This window comes from Jiangella asiatica (genome assembly GCF_004349065.1).
Classification (GTDB): domain Bacteria; phylum Actinomycetota; class Actinomycetes; order Jiangellales; family Jiangellaceae; genus Jiangella; species Jiangella asiatica.
This window is the reverse complement of record NZ_SMKZ01000033.1, coordinates 51858-70262: the sequence shown is the minus strand read 5'-3', so window position 1 is coordinate 70262 and position 18405 is coordinate 51858. Positions and strand designations below refer to the sequence as shown.

Sequence of the window (18405 nt, the reverse complement as noted above, 5' to 3'; positions counted from 1 at the left end):
CCACCCACCCCCTGCCCGGCACCGTACACCCGGTTCGCGGCCGCTCCCACGGCGTGATCACGGTGCAGCGGCGCAGGTCGCGCACCTCACCCGCGACAGGTGAGGCTGGCGCCGTCGTCGCCGGGAAGGGTGGCACCGACAGAGAGGACGCAGCGATGACCGACGACAATGCTTCCGCCGCCGCGTCCCGGGGTCCCTCGGTCGACGCCGGACGTCTATGGGCCGGCGGCTGCGCGACCGCCGTGATCGCCGCCCTGATCGCGGTCGTGGGGGTCGTGGTCGTGCGCGGCGTCTTCGACATCCCGATGCTCGCGCCGGAGGGCGAGGGGACCTGGGGCGACGCCAGCACGGCCTGGTATGCCGCGACCGCCGCACTGGCCGCGCTGCTGGCCACCGCCGTGCTGCACCTGCTGCTCGTGACGACGCCGCAGCCGCTGAGGTTCTTCGGCTGGGTGGTGGGCTTGGCGACGGTGATCGCCGTCGCGGCGCCGTTCACCTCCGACGCCGCGCTGGAGTCGGAGGTGGCCACCGGCGTGGTGACCGCGACCTTGGGCATCGCGATCGGGACGTTGCTCACCTCGGTCGCGCGCAGCGCGGTTCGTCCGAGCGCCCGGCGCCGTCCCTACCCGCCGCAGCAAGGACACTGACGAGATCTCGCGTTCACGCGGATCGGCCCCGACCGGCCGCCGCGGGACCGTCGGGCGCTCCCCCCTGGTCGCGGAGTTCTCCATCCGCGGGCACCCGTGGTCTGGCGACCGGCCGAGACCGATCGTCGCGGCCGCCTCGACGCGTGCGCCGAGGCGACCTGGACGCGGGAGCGGTGCGGCAGGTCCCCCGGTGTGCCGCGGCCGTACCCCCACGTCGTCGTCGTTGGCGAAGGGCGATATCCGCACGCGGCAGTCGCCCCGCCAGCGACCTGATCATGGTGGTCGCCGGGGTCCGGGGCGACTGGAAGCCATGCGCGTTTCATGAGCGTGAGTGAGGCGTTTGCCCTGCTCATCCCAATGAGCGCACGTTACGCTCAGCGGATTTTCCCGTCAAGGTCGACCGATCCGTCCACCACCGCGGCGGCGACGTCGTGGAGCTTGCGGTTGTGGCGGCGCGCGTTGTCGCGCAGCCACGCGAACGCCTCATCGACGGAGAGCGAGAGGCGTTCGGCCAGCACGCCCTTGGCCTGCTCGATGAGGATGCGGCTGTTCAGCGCGGACTGGAGCTGCTCGGCGACGAGCTCGTACTCTCGCACGGTGCGCTCGTGCAGGATGCCGATCGTGGCGACATCGGCGAACGCCTGGGCCAGCGCGACCGCCTCGCCCTCGAGGGCGTCGGCGGCCGAGCCGAACAGGTTCATCGTGCCGATGACGGTGTCGCGCAAGCGCAGGGGCAGCGCGTGCACGGCACTGAAGCCTGCGTCGCGCGCGGCGGGAGCGAAGTTCGGCCAGCGCTCGACGGCCGACGGCAGGTCGGGCTCGTGCACCGGGAGTCCGGTGCGGTAGCAGTCGAGCGACGGTCCTTCGGAGCTCTGGATCTGGAACAGCTCGAGCAGCCTCGTCTTCTCACTGGACGCTGCGACGACGCTGAGGGTGCCGTGATGGTCGACCAGCGCCACACCGCACGCGGTGATGCCGAGCAGGTCGACGACCCGTGGCGCGAGCATGCCGAGGAACTCGATGACGTCGTAGTCGTCGACCAGCGTGTCGGCCAGCTCCACGAAGGTCTCGCGGACGGCCCGATCGATGGTGTTCACTTCTCGCCCTCCGTCTCCTCGTAGCCCACACTCGGAGGCGCGTCCATTATGTCGGTAATGCCTATACCCGCTGTCACGTCATTGTCATCATGGGAATCAAGCCGCAGGTGCCGGGCCAGGACCGCGGCGGCGACGTCGACCAGGCGCTGGCCGTTCACGTACGCGTAAGCACGCAGCCGGGCCAGAGCCTCGTCGACACCGACGCCGAGCTGGACGCTGACCATCCCCGCGGCCTGGTGCACGTCGGCGCGTCGCTCGGGCAGCTCGCCGTCTATCAAGCGGCCGGCACCGAACGTGAGGCCGCCGCGCTCGTCGAGGGCCAGCAGCAGGACCGCGTCGGCGAAGGCGAGACCGTCGGCCAACTCGGCGGCGGACAGGCTCCCCGGGCGCCGCCGGTACACGTCGAGCACACCGATCCGCGCCGCACCGATGGCCACCGGGAAAGCGAACATGCCGTATGCGCCGTGGGCCACCGCGGCCGGCGCGAAGACCGGCCAGCGGTCGGCCGCGGCCGAGACACTCAGGTCGGGCACGAGCACCGGACGGTCAGTGGCCGCGGCATCCATCCCTGGACCCTGGCCGAGCATGAGCTGCAGTTCCTCCAGCTCCTCGCACCGGTCGCCGATCGCGAGCACGGGCTCGCGCAGATTGCGGCCCTGGACCACGGACAACCCGACATCGTCAGCACTCATGGCCTGTCCGCAGGCGAGCAGGGCGTGGCGGGTGCTGGGAGCCACGTCTTCGGCTCGCGCGAACGAGATGATCGGGGCCCAGACGCGGGCGACGCGGCGCTCATCCACCGCCCGCCCCCACCCGTGCCCTCATGCCCCCTCCAACGCATTGGCCCGGTTCTCACCAGGCAGGGGCGGAGCCATCCGTCCCGGTATGAGCGGATTTGCGCTCCGACAGTACACCGCGGGCGCCGAACGCTTGACGAGCCACGGGGCCGCCGATCGGGGGTCAGACTGCGTCGTCGCCGGCCGCGAGCTCGCGGGCGAAGAACTCCAGCGCGGTGCGGGTCTTGGTCTGTTGGGCGCCCGACAGATCCACGCCTCGACCGGCGAGGAAGACCCGCGCCTCAGCGGCGACGTCGAACGTCTGCCGTGGGTCGCACCGTGTCGACAGCTCGAGAATGCGTGAGCCGTCCGGGTAGTTCCACAGCTCCGCGACCATGCGCCGGTCATAGCTCGTCGGGCTGAAGCGGAGTTTGAGGACGGGGAACGGCCCGAGCACTTCGAGATCGCCCAGCCCGACACCCTTCGGGGCATAGGCCCGGTACAGCGCGCGCTGGCCCTTCGTGAGCAGATCCCGCATCGTCCGCCGGCCGGCGACGGCCTCTTTGATCTTCTCGTTGCCGACCGGCGACTTCATGGACACCGAGCACACGAAACCACCTGGCATCGCGTCGAGCTCCACGTTGACGCCCGGCTCGGCGCGCAGGTCGTCCGGCAGATGGGCGGGAACCACGGGCCGCAGCTTCACCACCATGTCTCCGGGCCTGCCCTGCACCCGCCGCGCCCGCACGACCACGCCGGCGCGATCCAGCGCGAGCTCTCGGGTGTCGAAGAAGAAGACCTGCCGGATCTGCGCGTCCAGCACGTCCATGCCGAGCGACGTCACCGCTGATCGCTGGTTGGCGTCCGGGACGCTCAGCTTCAGCTCCACGCTGTCGACGTCGCGGAGCAGCTCGACGATCTCGGCGAGCCGGGGGTCGCCGTACACGGGCAGCACCGGACCGGTCATGGCCGCTGGAAGACGCCCGAACGCACGATCGCCCACATCACGAAGACGTTGATCGCGACGATCAGGAGCGACCAGAACGGGTAGTAGGGGACGAACAGGAAGTTCGCGATCGCACTCAACCCCGCCAGCGCCACGGCCACCCCCGCGGCGACCGGGCTGCCGGCGAACAGGAAGAATCCCGCCACCGCGACCAGCACGCCGATGATCAGATGCGCCCACCCCCACGCCGTCGAGTCGAGGTCGAAGGCGTAGTCGCTCACTGAGACGTAGAAGTCGTCGTCGAGGATCGCGACCAGCCCTTCCAGCGCCTGAAATGCGCCGATCATGATCATCATCGTGCCGGCGAACACGACACCGGCGACGACCGGACCCGTCGCCCTCGGCGTCTGGCTGCTCGCAGTCCGGTGTTCCGTCATGACACCCGCCCCCTCCCGCGCCCGATCCCTCTCGGGGCCGAAGGTCAAGGATCGACCGCCGTGCCGCGTCCCACCTCACCCGGCGCGGGTGACGTTCGACGCCCCACCCCGGTCCGCCCACGACGCCCGGCGCCAGGCGGTGCCCCGTGGGGCCGGTTCCAGACGCGGTGACCTGGGCTTGACACTGTCGAAACACTGAGGCAAGGTCGTACGACTAGTGCACAGTCGTACGTATATCGCACAATTGTAGCGAGGGATGCCGGTGGACGCACTGTCGAGTCTGGTCGACGGCTTCGCGGTCGCACTCCAGCCCGGCAACCTCCTGTTCGCCCTCATCGGCTGCGTCCTGGGCATGGTGGTGGGCGTCCTGCCCGGCATCGGGCCGATCGCGGGCATCGCGATCCTGCTGCCGCTGACCTTCTACCTGGACCCGACCGGCTCGATCATCATGTTGGCGGCCATCTACTACGGAGCCATGTACGGCGGCACCATCACGACGGTGCTGCTGAACGTGCCGGGCGAAGGATCGTCGGCGATCACGGCGATCGACGGCTACAAGATGGCGCAGCAAGGACGGGCCGCCTCCGCGTTGGGCATCGCCGCGATCGGCTCGTTCGTCGGCGGCATCGCGGCGACCGTCCTGCTGGTTCTGGCCGCCCCGCCGCTGGCCGAGGTCGCGCTCGACTTCGGCCCGCCCGAGCTGTTCGCGCTGCTGTTCCTGGGGCTCACCCTGCTGGTCGGGCTCGGCAGCCGGTCGGTGTGGCTGAGCATGCTCAGCGGCGTGCTCGGCCTGGCCTTCGTCGTTCCCGGCACCGACGCGGTCACCGGCACGCCGCGACTGACCTTCGGCAGCGTCGAGCTGCTCGACGGGTTGGACTTCGTCCCGATCATCATGGGCCTGTTCGGCCTCAGTGAGATCCTCTATCGCGCGCACCAGAAGCGGAGCGACGTCGGGACCACCAGGTCCGCATCCGCCGGCGTCAGCCGCCGCGACCTGAAGGAGTCCGCCGGCGCGATCGCCCGAGGTTCGGCGATCGGCTCGGCGCTGGGCGTGGTGCCCGGCATCGGCACGACGGCGCCGACGCTCATGTCGTACGCGCTGGAGCGGCGGATCTCGCGGACGCCCGAGCGGTTCGGCCGGGGCGCGATCCAGGGCGTGGCCGGCCCGGAGACCACCAACAACGCCTACGTGAGCAGCTCGATGATCCCACTGTTCACCCTGGGCATCCCGGCATCGCCGACCATCGCGATCCTGCTCGGCGCGTTCCTCATCAACGGGCTGACCCCGGGGCCGGCACTGTTCACCGAGGAGCCGGAACTGGTCTGGGGCGTGATCGCCAGCCTGTTCGTCGGCAACCTGATCCTGCTGGTACTGAACCTGCCGCTGATCCGGGTCTGGGTGCTGATCCTCAAGATCCCCGAGCCGATCCTGTTCCCGCTGATCATGGCGTTCATGGTGCTCGGTTCGTACACCGTCAGCCGCAGCATCTTCGACGTCTGGGTGCTGATCGCCTTCGGACTGCTGGGCTACGCGGCAAAGCTCCTCGACTTCCCGGTCGTGCCGATCGCGTTGACGATCATCCTCGGCCCGCTGCTGGAGAAGGCGCTTCGCCAGTCACTGCAGATGTCCGGTGGCGACGCGGACGTGTTCGTCCGCAGCCCGATCGCCACCGTGCTGCTCGTCGCCGCCGGCCTGGTGCTGCTCTCCCCGCTGCCGCGCCGGCTGTACCGGCTGTTCCGGCGGCCCGACCACCATCGGCCCGACGACCGGCAGCCGACCGCTCCGCCCTCCTGACCACCCGCCCATCCCACGAGATCGAGGACCAAATGAGAACGACGACGCTCACCGGTACGGCGCTGGCGGCGGTGCTCCTGCTCAGCGCCGCGTGTGGCAGTGGACCCCGAGGCGGCGGCGACGCCGAGGCGGCCGCGGCCGACTTCCCGGCTCGCCCGATCACCCTGGTCGTGCCGTACGGCGCAGGCGGCAGCACCGACACCATCGCGCGGGTCCTGGCCGATCACCTGGAACGCTCGCTCGGCCAGCCGGTGGCGGTCGAGAACGTCCCCGGCGGCGTAGGTGCGGTCGGCGTGCAGCGGGTGTTCAACGCCGAGCCCGACGGCCACACGCTGGCGATGGCGTCCGGCTCGATCCTGACGGTGACACCGCAGACCACAGAGCTCGAGTACGACCCGATGGAGATGACGTTCGTCGCCTCCACGCATGAGTCGGTGGCGGCACGGTTCGTGTCCGGTGAGTCGCAGTGGCAGACGATCGAGGACCTTGTCGCGTGGGGCGCCCAGGAGGGCAACGAACTGGTCGACGCCACGTCGGGCGGCTTCGGCGTCAACGACATCGGCACGGCGTCGCTGTCCGAGGCGGTCGGCGGCCTCAACTACCGGCCGCTGGCCACCGACGGCGGAGCCGAGGCGGTAGTGCGGATCCTGGCCGGTGACGCCGACATGAACCAGAACTCCGCCACCGCGGCGCTGCCGTACGTGGAGAGCGGCGAGCTGCGGCCGCTGCTCATCGAGAGCCCGTCCTGGCCGGAGCTGGCGGAGCTGGGCGTCCCCACCTCGCAGGAGCTGTACGGCTACACGATCATCAACCCGTCGGCGGTCCTGGCACCGCCCGACCTGCCTGATGAGATCCGGCAGGTGCTCGAGGACGCGATCCGCGACGCGCTCGAGGACGAGGAGGTCGCCGAGCGGATGCGCGGCACCTTCGAGCTGGTGGGATTCCGCAGCGGCGCGGACGCCCAGGAGTACGCCCAGCAGGCCTACGACAGCTACACGCCGATCATCGAGGCGATGGGCGCGGGCATCGGCGAATGACACAGCGAACAGAGAGTGCAAGGGTGGCGCTGAACAAGCTCGTGCAGGACCCGTCCGACGCTGTCGCCGGGATCCGCGACGGCTCCGTGGTGCTGGTCGGCGGGTGGGGCGGGGTCGGTGTGCCCGACGTCCTCATCGACGCCGTCGCTCGCCTCGGCGCCTCCGGACTCGTCGTCGCCACCAACAACTGCGGCATGGGCCGCCCCGCAGACGTGGGTCTGTTGTTCCGCAACGGTCAGGTGGGCCGGGTCATCGCGACCTACCCGGTGCATCCGGCCGCCACGGACTTCCTCGCCCGGTTCGAGAGCGGCGAGGTCGAGCTGGAGCTGATCCCCCAGGGCACGCTCGCCGAGCGGCTGCGGGCGGCCGGCGCCGGGCTGGGCGGGTTCTTCACGCCGACCGGCGCCGGAACTCTGCTCACCGAACGTCGCGAGACCCGGGTGATCGACGGCCTGGAGCACGTGCTCGAACCGCCGCTGCGCGGCGACTTCGCACTGATCCGGGCCGAGCGGTCCGACGAGCTGGGCAACCTGCGCTTCCGCTATGCCGCCCGCGGGCTGAACCCGGTGATGGCGATGGCGGCGCGCACCACCGTGGTCCAGGTCGACGAGCTGGTACCGGCCGGCCGGATCCATCCCGACGACGTCCACCTGCCGGGCATCTTCGTCGACCGCATCCTGGTGTCCGGCGGTGTGCCGTGAGCCGGCCGGGCTGGGACGTGCCGCAGCAGGCTCGGCAGGTGGCCCGCCGGCTGCCTCGGGGCGGATACGTCAACCTCGGCATCGGGCTCCCGGCGGCGGTCGCCGACCAGATCGACCCGGACCAGCACGTCGTCTTTCACTGCGAGAACGGCCTCATCGGGTACCGCGGCATGGTCGGCGGCGACGACCCCGACCCGGACGTCATCGACGCCGGCAGTCGCCAGGTGGCGCTCATCCCCGGCGCGGCCGTCGTCGGGCACGACCTGTCCTTCGCGATCGCGCGCGGCGGCCGGCTGGACGCCACCGTCCTCGGCGCGTACCAGGTGTCCGCCGACGGCGACCTGGCCAACTGGACCACGCCGGCGGCACGACTGTCCGGGGTGGGCGGCGCGATGGACCTGGCACTCGGCGCCAAGCAGGTCATCGTCATGATGCGGCACCGTGCCCGCGACGGCGCACCCAAGATCGTCCAGCGGTGCAGCTACCCGCTGACCGCGCGGCGCTGTGTCGGGCTCGTCGTCACCGAACTGGCGGTCATCGAGGTGACGGCGGACGGCCTCGCCGTCCGCCAGCTCGCGCCGGACATCACCTTCGACGACCTGCAGAACGCCACCGATGCGCCGCTCCTGGCGCCATCGGCGACCCCGTGACCCGCGACAGCACTCTGGAGAGGAGCGACGATGCTCGGAAAGACGATCGGCGACCTGGAGCCCGGTGACGTCTTCACGCCCATCCGCTACACGCTGACGTCCTTCATGTGCACCGAGTACGCCCACGCGATGGAGGACCCGACGGAGTGCTACTACTCCGACGCCAGCCTGTTCGGCCGCCAGGTGCGTCCGCCGACGATGATCCACGCGGACAAGATGCGGCTGCTCGAGGCCAACTGCGACGAAGAACGGCGGATCGCCGGCGTCCGCACCGACGACGCGCGGATCCACTACGAGTACCACGCGCGGCACCACAGTCCCGCCTTCGTCGGTGAGGAACTGGTGGTCAGCGGCCGGATCGTGGACAAGTACCTCAAGCGCGGCCGGGAGTACCTGCATTACGAGCTGCGGGTCGAGACGGCCGACGGTCGGCTGGTGACCACCTACGAGGACCGCACCCTGCTGCGCTTCAAGAAGACCGAGGAGAGCGCGAATGCCTGACCAGATCCGGCCCGACCTGGCCGTCGGTGCCGAGCTGTCCGGCCCGACCCGCCCGCTGACCATGGAGCGGGTGGAGTGGTACAGCATCGGCATGCTGTCGGCCGCCAGCGGTGAGCGGCAGGACGTGCAGCACAACATCCACACCGATCACGAGTACGCCCGCTCGCAGGGCCTGCCCGAGGCGATCGCCGACGGCATGCACTCCACGAACTGGATGTCGGCGATGCTCGCGCAGAACTTCGGCGCCCACTACCTGACCAGCGGCGAGCTGCGCACCAAGTACATCAGGCCCGTTCTGGTGGGCACCCGGCTGACGCCGCGCGCCGTCGTCACCGCACGCGAGGACGGGCCCGACGGCGTCACCTACCGGCTCGACGTGTGGTGCGAGGACGCCGACGGCGCCAAGCTCACCGTCGGCGACGCCGCCGTCACCGTCTCCACGGATGGTGACGCGTGACAGTGCCAGGACCGCTGCACGGCGTCACAGTGCTCGACTTCACCCGGGTGTTCGCCGGCCCGTTCGCCACCCAGATGCTCGGCGACCTCGGCGCCGACGTGGTGAAGATCGAGCGGGTCGCCGGCGGCGACGAGTCGCGCGACTACGGCCTCAGCGACTCCATGCCCCGGCCCGGTGCGCCGTTCCTGTCGCACAACCGCAACAAGAAGAGCATCGCGATCGACCTGAAGACCAGCGACGGCGTCGCTGTCGTGCGCCGGTTGGTGGAGAGCGCCGACGTGCTCGTCCACAACTACCGGCCTGGGGTCATGGAGCGGCTCGGGCTGGACTACGCGACGCTCGCTCCGCTCAACCCCCGCCTCGTGTACTGCTCGATCTCCGGGTTCGGTGCCCGCGGGCCGATGCGAACGCGGGCCGCGAACGACCTGTCCATCCAGGCCTACAGCGGGCTGCTGAGCATCACCGGACAGCCCGGCGGTCCGCCGGCGCGCGTGCCTACCTCGGTCTGCGACCTCACCGCCGGCATGTACGCCGTCATCGGCATCCAGGCGGCACTGCACCACCGCGCCGAGCACGGTGTCGGCCAGGAGGTGAGCACGTCGATGCTCGAGGGCCAGCTGACCATGCTCAACCACTTCCTGACCGACTACTGGATGCATGGCCGGGTCCCGGAGAAGATGGGCACCGCCAACGCCCTGGGGCTGCCGAACGAGGCGTTCCCGACGAAGGACGGCTGGGTCTGCATCACGTCGGCCAACGAGGCGATGTGGCGACGCTGCGCCACCGCGCTCGGGGTCGGCGAGCTGGCCGACGACCCCCGGTTCCTGACCCTGCGCGACCGCTACGCACACCGCGACGAGCTGGTGTCGCTGCTGGTCGAGGCGACCTCGACGATGACGACCGAGGAGTGCCTGACGGCGCTGGAGGAGGGCGGCGTGCCGTGCTGTCCGGTGAACACGATCGACCGGATCGCCACGGACCCGCTGCTCGACGCGCTGGACGCCACCGTGGACATGACGGTGGAGGGCGACCGGGTCGTCCGGCTGGTGCAGACGCCGCTGGCCTTCTCGACGACGCCGGTGTCCGCTCGCATTCCCCCGCCACGGCTCGGTGAGCACACCGACGACGTGCTGAGCGCCGCCGGCTTCTCCACGGCCGACATCGAGCGGATGCGCGCGGCCGGTTCCGTGGCCTGACGCCCACAACCCTCCAGGAGCGCACGCATGAGGAAGCTCATCAACGACCCGGCGGACTTCGTGGACCAGATGCTGACCGGCATCGAGCTGGCGCACCCGGGCCGCCTGCGCCGGCCGGGCGACGAGGCCGGTGCCATCGTTCGGGCCGACGCCGACTTCGCCGGCCGCGTCACGATCGCGACCGGCGGGGGCTCCGGGCACCTGCCGCTGTTCCTCGGCTACGTCGGTCCTGGTCTGGCCGACGGATGCGCCGTCGGGCAGGTGTTCGCATCACCGAGCACCGACCAGATGCTCGCCGTCACCAGAGCGATCCACGGCGGCCGCGGAGTCCTGTACGTGTACGGCAACTACAGCGGCGACCGGATGAACTTCGAGCTCGCGGCCGACCTGGCTCGCGCCGAGGGCATCGAGGTCGAGACGGCGGTCGCCGCCGACGACGTCGCGTCCGCGCCCGCCGACCGAGCCCAGAGCCGCCGCGGCATCGCGGGCATCTACTTCGCCTACCGGGTGGCCGGCGCGGCCGCGGCGACCGGCGCGGACCTGCCGAGGGTGGCAGCGGCGGCCCGCTCCGCCATCGCGCGGACACGCAGCATGGGGGTCGCGCTGGCGCCGTGCGTGCTGCCGGCGGTCGGGCACGCGAACTTCGACATCCCGGCCGGCACGATCGAGGTCGGCATGGGCATCCACGGCGAGCCCGGGGTCGGCCGGGAGGAGCTGCGCGACGCCGACGCCGTCGTCGACGACCTGGTGGACCGGCTCCTGGCCGACGCGCCGGCGGACGCCGGCGACCAGGTCGCGGTGCTGGTCAACGGGCTGGGCGCGACCTGCCTGGAGGAGCTGTACATCGTCTACCGGCGGGTCCACGAGCGACTGGCGGCCGCCGGGCTGGACGTCGCGCACCGCTCGGTCGGCGAGTACGCCACGTCGCTCGAGATGGCCGGCGCCTCCATCTCGCTGCTGTTCCTCGACGACGAGCTGGCGGGCCTGGTCACCGCGCCGGCGTCGTCGCCGCTGGTGCTGGTTCCGTGACCGCCACGGCGGGGTGGTCCGGCACCGATCTGGCGACGGCCGTCGCCATCGCCGCCTCGCGGGTGACCGACGCGGCCGGCGAGCTGGGCCGGCTGGACGCGCAGGCCGGCGACGGCGACCTCGGCACGTCGCTGACGACGGGGTTCGCGGCGGCGTCGGCCGCGGCCGACGACCTGACCTCGCCGGACCCGGCCGCGGTGCTGACCGCGGTCGGACGGGCGCTGGCGACCAAGGCGCCATCGACCATGGGTACGTTGCTCGGGACGGTGTTCCTGCGCGCGGCCGGTGCGGTGACGTCGTCGGCCGTGCTCGACGGCGCCGGCGTGGCGGCGCTGCTCGAAACCGGCTCCGCGGCGGTCGAACAGCGGGGCGGGGTCGGCGCGGGGCAGCGCACCGTCCTCGACGCGTTGCTGCCGTCGGCCGCGGCCGCCCGCTCCGCAGCCGACTCCGGACACGACCTGACCGGTGTGCTGGCCGCGGCGGCGCGGGCGGCGGACGAGGGCGCCCGGGCGACCGCGGCGATGGAGCCGCAGGTCGGACGGGCCGGGTGGATACCGGACCGGGCCCGCGGGCACGTCGACGCCGGCGCCGCCGCCTGGGCCGTCATCATGAGAGCGCTGGCCGACGCCGCCGGTGCACCAGGGAGTCACGATGACTGAGCAGGAGACCACGACACTTGCCGCCGATGAGGACGCGCCGGTCGCCGTCGGCCGGCCCGTCCGTCACGCCCGCCGGGTGATGGCCGTCCTGATGATCCTGCTCGGCCTCTACCTGGTCCGCGAGGGCCAGGACGTCGGGTACAGCACGGAGAACGAGCCCGGCCCGGGCCTGTTCCCGGTGTGGGTCGGTGCCCTGCTGGCCGTGCTCAGCCTCGGCTGGCTGATCGCGGAGCTGCGCCGGCCCGCCGACGCTGCGCCGCCGCGGCTCGACCCGCACGGGCCGCCGCGGGTGCTGGCCCTGCTGGGCGCGATGGCTCTGCTCGCGGCGACGTTCGAGCCGCTGGGCTACAACCTGTCGGTGCTGCTGTTCTTCCTACTCCTGTCGTTCACCATCGGCGGGCGCGACCACGCCGTCGTCAAGGTCGTCGTCGCGGTGGTGCTCAGCTTCGGCGTGTACCTCGCGTTCGAGTACGGGCTCGGCATCACCCTGCCCGGCTCGATCATCCCGTTCCTGTATTCCTGGGGGTTGTGAGCGCCGTCAGGCCTCGAGGACGACGGCGAGGCCCTGGCCTACCCCGATGCAGATGGCGGCCAGGCCCCAACCACCGCCGCGGCGGCGCAGCGAGTGCGCGAGCGTGGTGAGGATGCGCGACCCCGAGCTGCCCAGCGGATGGCCCAGCGCGATCGCGCCACCGCTCCGGTTCACCAGCGACGGGTCCAGCTTCGGCCACTCGGCAAGGCACGCCAGGGTCTGCGCGGCGAACGCCTCGTTGACCTCCACGGCCGACAGGTCCGGCCAGTCGATGCCGGCCCGGCGCAGCGCGATCTCGGCGGCCCGCACCGGCCCGATGCCGAAGACGTCGGGGTCGACGCCGGCGGCGCCACGCCCGGCGATCCGGGCCAGCGGCCGCACGCCCAGGGACGCCGCCGCCTCGTCGGTGCCCAGCAGGACCGCGGAAGCGCCGTCGTTGAGCGGAGAGGAGTTGCCGGCGGTGACGGTGCCGTCGGCGGCGAACGCCGGCTTGAGCCTGGCCAGCGCCTGCGCGTCGGTGTCGCGCCGGATCGACTCGTCGGTGGCCAAGTCGCTGCCCGGGACGGTGACCACCTCGGCGTCGAAGGCGCCCCGGTCCCACGCGGCCGCGGCGTTCTGGTGGCTGGCCAGGGCGAACTCGTCCTGCGCCGCACGGCTGATGTCGTACCGCGCGGCCAGGAGCTCCGCGCTCTCGCCCAGCGAGATCGTCCAGGGCCGCGGCATCCGCGGGTTGACCATGCGCCAGCCGAGCGTGGTGGAGTACATCATCTCGTCGCCGCGCGGGAGTGCCCGCTCGGGCTTGGGCACGACCCACGGTGCCCGGCTCATGGACTCCACGCCGCCGGCCACCACCAGCGAGGCGTCGCCGACGGCGACCGCCCGGCTGGCCTGGATCACCGCCTCCAGCCCGGAGCCGCACAGCCGGTTGACCGTCGTGCCGGGGATGCTCGTGGGCAGCCCGGCCAGGAGCACGGCCATCCGAGCGACGTTGCGGTTCTCCTCACCGGCGCCGTTCGCGTTGCCCAGGATCACGTCGTCGATCCGGGCGGGGTCGAGCCCGCTGGTGCGCTCGACCAGCGCGCCGAGGACGGTGGCGGCCAGGTCGTCGGGACGCACGCCGGCCAGCGCGCCGCCGTAGCGCCCGATCGGGGTCCGGACCGCGTCCAGTACGAAGGTCTCCGTCACGGCAACGCCTCTCCCACCAGTTCTCATAGCGAACACTAGTTCTTTATACGGACACGACCGTACTCGCCCGTGCTGAGCTCGGTCAACGTCCCGCCCGTCGGTACCGGGAACGGCTGCCGACGGTGAGAGCAAGCAGCACCACCACGCTCGTCACCAGGCTGACGATCGTGCCGAGCGCCGCCAGTTCCGAGAACGTGCCGTGGTCCCAGATGTCGAGAAACACGAAACCGACCACCGGGTTCGTGGTGCCGGCCAGGATCGCCGACGCCGTCAGGTCACCGACCATGACCACGAACAGCAGCGCCCAGCCCGCCGTCAGCCCCGGCCGCATCAGCGGGAACAGAACACTGCGGAACGTCCGGCCCTTGGACGCCCCGGACATCCGCGACGCCTCGAGCAGCTCCCGGCCGACCTGTCCGTGGGCGACCTCGACAGCGGTGGACGCCTGTGGCAGGTAGATGATCACGTAGGCCATGAGCAGGATCTGCAGCGTGCCGCTGAGGTAGAAGGGCGCGCCCGCGAACGCCACGAGCAACGCGACGCCGAACACGATGTGCGAGATCGCGCCCGGCGTCTTGGTGGCGCCCTCGACGAACCGGGCCGCCACCCCGCCGCGGTCGCGCCCGTAGGTGACGATCACCGCGACCACCGCGATCCCGGTCGTCGCGCCCACCACCCCCAGGGTCAGGCTCGTGCGCAGCGCGTCCAGCGAGCGGCCGCCGTCAGTGAAGAAGCCGCGGACGTTGTCCAGAGTCAGCGCCGACACGTCCACCGTCGCCGACCAGAACGGCTGCAGCGCCACCAGGGCCAGCGCGAGGAACGGCAGCGCCGAGACACACAGCAGGTACCCGACCATCAGCAGCCGGGCCGGGCGCCGCCACGGGCCGAGCCGGACGACCGCCGCGGTGGCCGCCTTGCCGGAGATGGTGGAGTGCCGGCCGCGGGCGGCGATCCGTCGTTGCAGCAGCCAGACGCCACCCATGACCACCAGCACGAGGAGGCTGACCGCCACGGCCTCGTCCAGGCGGGACGGGAAGCTCTGCGTGAGCCGGACGATGTAGACCGAGATGGTGTCCACCCGGGCCGCCGTGCCGATGGTCCGCGGAATCGAGAACAGCGACGACCCGACGATCACGACCAGCAGCGCTGCCGCCGCCAGCGCCGGCAGCACGGCGGGCAGGGACACCCGGACCAGCGTCGTGACCACGCCGGCGGCGGACATCCGCGAGGCCTCTTCCAGCGACGGGTCCGCGTTCTTGAGCGCGGACGCGACGATCAGGTAGACGTACGGCACGAGCGAGATGGTGTAGACGAAGATCAGCCCGGGCCACGACGCGATGTCCAGCGGACCCTGTTCCCCGAACCCGTCGAACCCGACCGCGCCCGCCGCCGACCGGATCGCGCTGTTCACGTAGCCCGCCCGCTCGTCGGCCAGGAACACCCAGCCGATGCTCAACGCGATCGGCGGCAGCAGCAACGGCACCACCGGCAGGAGATCGGCCAGCCAGCGCAGCCTCGCGTCGGTGCGCTCGTTCAGCCAGGCGAACGCGGACCCGATCAGCAGTGCCAGCGGCCCGGCGGTCACCAGCACGACCCCGGTGTTGCGGGCGGCCCGGTGCAGTGCGGCGTCGGTCAGCACCAGCCGCATCGGGGTCAGGTCGACCGCCGAGCCGGGCACGAACGCGTTGACCACCGTCGCGGACAGCGGGTAGGCGATGATGCCGATGACCGAGAGCGTCAGGACCAGGCCGACGGTCCCGAACGTGTCGATCCGCGCCCGCGCCGCCGCGATCACGGCGTGGCCCCGGCAGCGGCTCCGCTGGCGTCACGAGCGTGATCATCGGCGGCATCGCCGGCGGCCAGCACCCTCAGGTCCCTCGGTGCGGCGGCCGCGAAGACGCGCTGGCCGTCGCTCAGGTGCTCCCGTCCGGCGCCGCGGGCGCGAACCCGCTGCCCGTTCACCTCCAGGAACTGCTCGACGTACGGACCACGGAACGTCTCCGTCGTCAGCGTTGCCGGCCACACGTTGGGCCCGGCGCCGTCGGGCCGGTCAGAGGACACGGCGACCACCTCGGGCCTGGCGATGACGGCAACCTGGTCGCCGGCGCCGACGTCGGACGGGACGTTCTCCGCCGCGACGGCGATCTCTCCCATTGGGGTCCGCACGAGCGGCTGCGGCCCAGACGTGTCCTGGACCGTGCCGACCCACTCGTTGACGACGCCGAGGAACCCGGCGACGAAGCGGGTGCGCGGCGCCCGGTACACCTCGCGAGGTGGACCCACCTGCTCGACCGCCCCGTCGCACATCACCACGACGCGGTCGGCGATCGCGGTGGCCTCCTCCTGGTCGTGCGTGACGAAGATGCCCGCGAACCCGATCCGCTGCTGCATGGTGAGCAGCTCGACCCGCAGCTCCTCACGCACCTTGGCATCGACGTTGGACAACGGCTCGTCGAAGAGGATCACGTCCGGGTCGGCCACCAGGCACCGTGCCAGCGCGACCCGCTGCTGTTGCCCGCCGCTGAGCTGGGCGGGGTACTCCTCGGCCAGCCCGGCGATGCCGACGATCCGCAGGATGCGCTCGACCCGCTCGGTGAGCTCGGCCTTCGGCACCCGCCGCACGGCCAGTGGGTACGACACGTTGCGCCGCACCGACATGTGCGGCCACACCGCGTAGGACTGGAACATCATCCCGAAGCCGCGCCGCTCCGGCGGGACCTGCACACCCTGCCGCGCCGACGAGACCACCCGCCCGTTGCTGTGGATCTCGCCGCCAGTGGGCGTCTCGAGCCCGGCGACGCATCGCAGCAGCGTGGTCTTGCCACAGCCGCTCGGGCCCAGGATCACCACCATCTCGCCCCGCCCCACCTCCAGCGACACGTCGTCGACTGCGACCACCTGCTCGCCGCGCTGGCGCTTGAAGTGCTTGGTGAGGCCGATGACCCGAACCGGGGCGGCGTCGGGTTCGGGGCCGGTCATTCGATGCCCAGGGCCTGGAGGAGGCGGCGCTCGGCCTCCGGGTCACCGACGGCGTCCAACGGCGTCGGTTCCCAGTTCTCCGGCAGCCGCGCGCACTGGTCCGCCTCCGCCAGCGGAGAACCGATCTCGACAACGGCGCACGCGGCGTTGTGCGCCTCCGGGGTGAGGCGCCAGTGCATGAAGAGCCGGGCGGCGTTGGGGTGCGGCGCGTTTGCGGGGATGCCCGCACAGGTGCCCAGGCCCGCCGGCGGGTCGTCGACGATCGCGAACTCCAGCGGCGCCCCCTGGCTGCGCAGCTCCGTCGAGTTGCTCAAGTGGGCCATCACGTTGGCCTGGAACGCGCCGGCCGCGACCTGCTGGGCACCCGGCGACGCGCTCTCGACCAGGGAGAGGTCCTGCCCGGCCAACTGCTGGAGGAACTCGATGCCGTAGGTCTGCTCCATCAGTGAGGCCCAGCCCATGTAGGCCGGTGTCGACCGCGGATCGGTCAGCAGCAGCTTGCCGCGCCAGTACGGGTCGAGCAGGTCCTCGTAGGAGTCCGGCACCTTGTCAGGCGGAACGGCCTTCGAGTTGTAGGTGATGCCGCCGATGCTGTACATCATGTCCGCGCAGGTGCCGTGCCGGGCCTGCTCGGGGTAGTCGGACCAGCCGGGCACCTCGTCGTCGGATAGCTCGACGAACCACTCCGGGTATTCCTCCCAGACATTCTGGTCCACCACCTGGATGGCGTCGGCGTTGGTCACGCCGGCCCGCTGCTCGCCGGCGAAGCGCTCCAGCATCGGTCCGGTCGTCAGTCGCAGCGTCTCGACCTCGATGCCGTACTCGGCCTCGAATGCTGTCGCCAGCGCCGCGTTGACCTCATCGGTCTCGACGGAGTAGTGGACCAGCCGGCCCTCCTCCTGGGCGGCCTCGACCAGCGCATCCAGGCCCTCGTCGGCTACGTCGTCCGTGGCCTCCTCCGGCGGCTGACCGCAACCGGCGACGACGCCGAGCACCACCGCCGCGGCGGCCAGCCCTGTCCGTGCTCTCATCGCTCAGTCCTCCTCGGTCGTCCCGCGCAGGGAGTACACGAGGGTCCGCACCTTGGACGGCTGGCCGAGCACCCAGCGGATTGCCTCGGCGACGTCGTCGGCGGTCATCATGTCGGCTAGCTCCGGACTCTCGTCGGTGCGCCCCCTGCCCATGGCGAACTCGGTGACCACGCCTCCCGGGCACAGTGCGGTGACGCGGATGCCCTCCCGGTGCAGCTCGCGGTCGAGGCCACCGGCCAGGCCCATCTGGGCGTGCTTCGTGGCGGCGTACACGGCCTCGACGCCCCTGCCGCGCAGGCCGGCGACCGAGCTGACGATCACGATGTCGCCGCCACCGTTCTCGCGCAGTCGCGGCACCGCGGCGCGGACCGGCCAGACCGTGCCGGCGACGTTGGTGTCGAGCATCTCCTTCAGCTCGTCGTCGGTGCGGTCCATGATGCCGCCGTACATGCCGATGCCGGCGTTGGCGATCAGCGCGTCCAGCCGGCCGAACGCCTCGACGGCGGTGTCGACCAGCCGTTGCGCGTCAGCCGGGTCGCGCACATCCGTCGTGACGGCGCGGGCGCTGTCACCGAGCTCGCCGGCCAAGTCTGCGATCCGCTCGGTGCGGCGGGCGCCCAGCACGACCTTGGCACCGGCGCCCACCAGCGTCCGCGCCGCGGCGGCACCGATACCCGAGCTCGCTCCGGTGATCGCGACCACCCGGCCTGCCATGTCGTTCATGTGCGTCTCCTCCTCGCTGGAACGGGG

The 18405-nt window shown here is 71.6% G+C and carries 20 protein-coding genes; 11 read left to right on the top strand and 9 right to left on the bottom strand.

Annotated elements, in window-relative coordinates:
* Positions 1 to 647, top strand: a 647-nt coding sequence (locus E1269_RS20990) for a DUF6069 family protein (protein ID WP_203433940.1), incomplete at its 5' end; no start/stop codon positions are given.
* 374 nt (positions 648 to 1021) lie between these two features.
* Here E1269_RS20990 and E1269_RS20985 read toward each other — a convergent pair.
* The 4 genes from E1269_RS20985 to E1269_RS20970 form a co-directional block, all read right to left on the bottom strand.
* Positions 1022 to 1744: a GAF and ANTAR domain-containing protein gene (locus E1269_RS20985; RefSeq protein ID WP_239000981.1), complete on the bottom strand. Its 723-nt coding sequence runs from the start codon at positions 1742 to 1744 to the stop codon at positions 1022 to 1024.
* Complete coding sequence (locus tag E1269_RS20980) at positions 1741 to 2436, bottom strand: ANTAR domain-containing protein (RefSeq protein WP_131898154.1); 696 nt, start codon at positions 2434 to 2436, stop codon at positions 1741 to 1743. Before E1269_RS20980 ends, E1269_RS20985 begins: the two co-directional genes overlap by 4 nt.
* A gap of 268 nt (positions 2437 to 2704) precedes the next feature.
* Positions 2705 to 3487 (bottom strand): CYTH domain-containing protein, encoded by a 783-nt coding sequence (locus E1269_RS20975; RefSeq protein ID WP_131898152.1) that lies wholly within the window; start codon positions 3485 to 3487, stop codon positions 2705 to 2707.
* Positions 3484 to 3903, bottom strand: a complete 420-nt coding sequence (locus E1269_RS20970) for a DUF7144 family membrane protein (RefSeq protein WP_420810655.1) — start codon at positions 3901 to 3903, stop codon at positions 3484 to 3486. Before E1269_RS20970 ends, E1269_RS20975 begins: the two co-directional genes overlap by 4 nt.
* Before the next feature lie 262 nt (positions 3904 to 4165).
* Between E1269_RS20970 and E1269_RS20965 the strand changes: the two genes are divergently transcribed.
* From E1269_RS20965 to E1269_RS20920, 10 genes are read left to right on the top strand one after another with little or no spacing between them, the layout of a single operon-like run.
* Positions 4166 to 5698, top strand: coding sequence for a tripartite tricarboxylate transporter permease (locus tag E1269_RS20965; RefSeq protein ID WP_131898150.1), 1533 nt, complete (start codon positions 4166 to 4168; stop codon positions 5696 to 5698).
* A 32-nt stretch (positions 5699 to 5730) separates the two neighbouring features.
* On the top strand, positions 5731 to 6735 hold the full coding sequence (locus E1269_RS20960; RefSeq protein WP_131898148.1) for a tripartite tricarboxylate transporter substrate binding protein: 1005 nt from the start codon (positions 5731 to 5733) through the stop codon (positions 6733 to 6735).
* Between the two features lie 29 nt (positions 6736 to 6764).
* Complete coding sequence (locus E1269_RS20955; protein WP_420810656.1) at positions 6765 to 7436, top strand: CoA transferase subunit A; 672 nt, start codon at positions 6765 to 6767, stop codon at positions 7434 to 7436.
* Entirely contained in the window at positions 7433 to 8086 is a 654-nt protein-coding gene (locus tag E1269_RS20950) for a 3-oxoacid CoA-transferase subunit B (RefSeq protein ID WP_131898144.1), read from the top strand. The genes E1269_RS20955 and E1269_RS20950 overlap by 4 nt, the downstream gene beginning before the upstream one ends.
* Positions 8087 to 8116: 30 nt before the next feature.
* Positions 8117 to 8587: a MaoC family dehydratase gene (locus E1269_RS20945; RefSeq protein ID WP_131898142.1), complete on the top strand. Its 471-nt coding sequence runs from the start codon at positions 8117 to 8119 to the stop codon at positions 8585 to 8587.
* A complete protein-coding gene (locus E1269_RS20940) occupies positions 8580 to 9044 on the top strand; it encodes a MaoC family dehydratase (protein WP_131898140.1) in 465 nt (154 codons plus the stop codon). Before E1269_RS20945 ends, E1269_RS20940 begins: the two co-directional genes overlap by 8 nt.
* Entirely contained in the window at positions 9041 to 10240 is a 1200-nt protein-coding gene (locus E1269_RS20935) for a CaiB/BaiF CoA transferase family protein (protein WP_131898138.1), read from the top strand. The genes E1269_RS20940 and E1269_RS20935 overlap by 4 nt, the downstream gene beginning before the upstream one ends.
* Positions 10241 to 10267: 27 nt before the next feature.
* Positions 10268 to 11269: a dihydroxyacetone kinase subunit DhaK gene (locus E1269_RS20930; RefSeq protein WP_131898136.1), complete on the top strand. Its 1002-nt coding sequence runs from the start codon at positions 10268 to 10270 to the stop codon at positions 11267 to 11269.
* Complete coding sequence (locus E1269_RS20925) at positions 11266 to 11928, top strand: DAK2 domain-containing protein (protein ID WP_131898134.1); 663 nt, start codon at positions 11266 to 11268, stop codon at positions 11926 to 11928. Before E1269_RS20930 ends, E1269_RS20925 begins: the two co-directional genes overlap by 4 nt.
* Positions 11921 to 12460, top strand: a complete 540-nt coding sequence (locus tag E1269_RS20920) for a tripartite tricarboxylate transporter TctB family protein (protein WP_131898132.1) — start codon at positions 11921 to 11923, stop codon at positions 12458 to 12460. The genes E1269_RS20925 and E1269_RS20920 overlap by 8 nt, the downstream gene beginning before the upstream one ends.
* 6 nt (positions 12461 to 12466) lie before the next feature.
* Here E1269_RS20920 and E1269_RS20915 read toward each other — a convergent pair whose 3' ends face one another.
* From E1269_RS20915 to E1269_RS20895, 5 genes are all read right to left on the bottom strand, one after another.
* Complete coding sequence (locus tag E1269_RS20915; protein WP_131898130.1) at positions 12467 to 13645, bottom strand: thiolase family protein; 1179 nt, start codon at positions 13643 to 13645, stop codon at positions 12467 to 12469.
* 82 nt (positions 13646 to 13727) lie between these two features.
* The gene (locus E1269_RS20910) at positions 13728 to 15440 is read right to left on the bottom strand and encodes an ABC transporter permease (RefSeq protein ID WP_131898128.1); all 1713 of its coding nucleotides are present in this window, start codon (positions 15438 to 15440) and stop codon (positions 13728 to 13730) included.
* Positions 15437 to 16624, bottom strand: coding sequence for an ABC transporter ATP-binding protein (locus E1269_RS20905; RefSeq protein ID WP_131898126.1), 1188 nt, complete (start codon positions 16622 to 16624; stop codon positions 15437 to 15439). Before E1269_RS20905 ends, E1269_RS20910 begins: the two co-directional genes overlap by 4 nt.
* Entirely contained in the window at positions 16621 to 17655 is a 1035-nt protein-coding gene (locus tag E1269_RS20900; protein ID WP_131898124.1) for an ABC transporter substrate-binding protein, read from the bottom strand. Before E1269_RS20900 ends, E1269_RS20905 begins: the two co-directional genes overlap by 4 nt.
* 3 nt (positions 17656 to 17658) lie before the next feature.
* Complete coding sequence (locus E1269_RS20895; protein WP_131898122.1) at positions 17659 to 18378, bottom strand: SDR family oxidoreductase; 720 nt, start codon at positions 18376 to 18378, stop codon at positions 17659 to 17661.
* Positions 18379 to 18405: the final 27 nt, after the last annotated feature.

What these genes read in the sequence shown, in the direction of transcription:
- E1269_RS20980 (WP_131898154.1), bottom strand. Translation starts at nt 2,436, where the DNA reads ATGAGTGCTGACGATGTCGGGTTGTCCGTGGTCCAGGGCCGCAATCTG.
- E1269_RS20975 (WP_131898152.1), bottom strand. Translation starts at nt 3,487, where the DNA reads ATGACCGGTCCGGTGCTGCCCGTGTACGGCGACCCCCGGCTCGCCGAG.
- E1269_RS20970 (WP_420810655.1), bottom strand. Translation starts at nt 3,903, where the DNA reads ATGACGGAACACCGGACTGCGAGCAGCCAGACGCCGAGGGCGACGGGT.
- E1269_RS20960 (WP_131898148.1), top strand. Translation starts at nt 5,731, where the DNA reads ATGAGAACGACGACGCTCACCGGTACGGCGCTGGCGGCGGTGCTCCTG.
- E1269_RS20945 (WP_131898142.1), top strand. Translation starts at nt 8,117, where the DNA reads ATGCTCGGAAAGACGATCGGCGACCTGGAGCCCGGTGACGTCTTCACG.
- E1269_RS20940 (WP_131898140.1), top strand. Translation starts at nt 8,580, where the DNA reads ATGCCTGACCAGATCCGGCCCGACCTGGCCGTCGGTGCCGAGCTGTCC.
- E1269_RS20930 (WP_131898136.1), top strand. Translation starts at nt 10,268, where the DNA reads ATGAGGAAGCTCATCAACGACCCGGCGGACTTCGTGGACCAGATGCTG.
- E1269_RS20920 (WP_131898132.1), top strand. Translation starts at nt 11,921, where the DNA reads ATGACTGAGCAGGAGACCACGACACTTGCCGCCGATGAGGACGCGCCG.
- E1269_RS20905 (WP_131898126.1), bottom strand. Translation starts at nt 16,624, where the DNA reads ATGACCGGCCCCGAACCCGACGCCGCCCCGGTTCGGGTCATCGGCCTC.
- E1269_RS20900 (WP_131898124.1), bottom strand. Translation starts at nt 17,655, where the DNA reads ATGAGAGCACGGACAGGGCTGGCCGCCGCGGCGGTGGTGCTCGGCGTC.
- E1269_RS20895 (WP_131898122.1), bottom strand. Translation starts at nt 18,378, where the DNA reads ATGAACGACATGGCAGGCCGGGTGGTCGCGATCACCGGAGCGAGCTCG.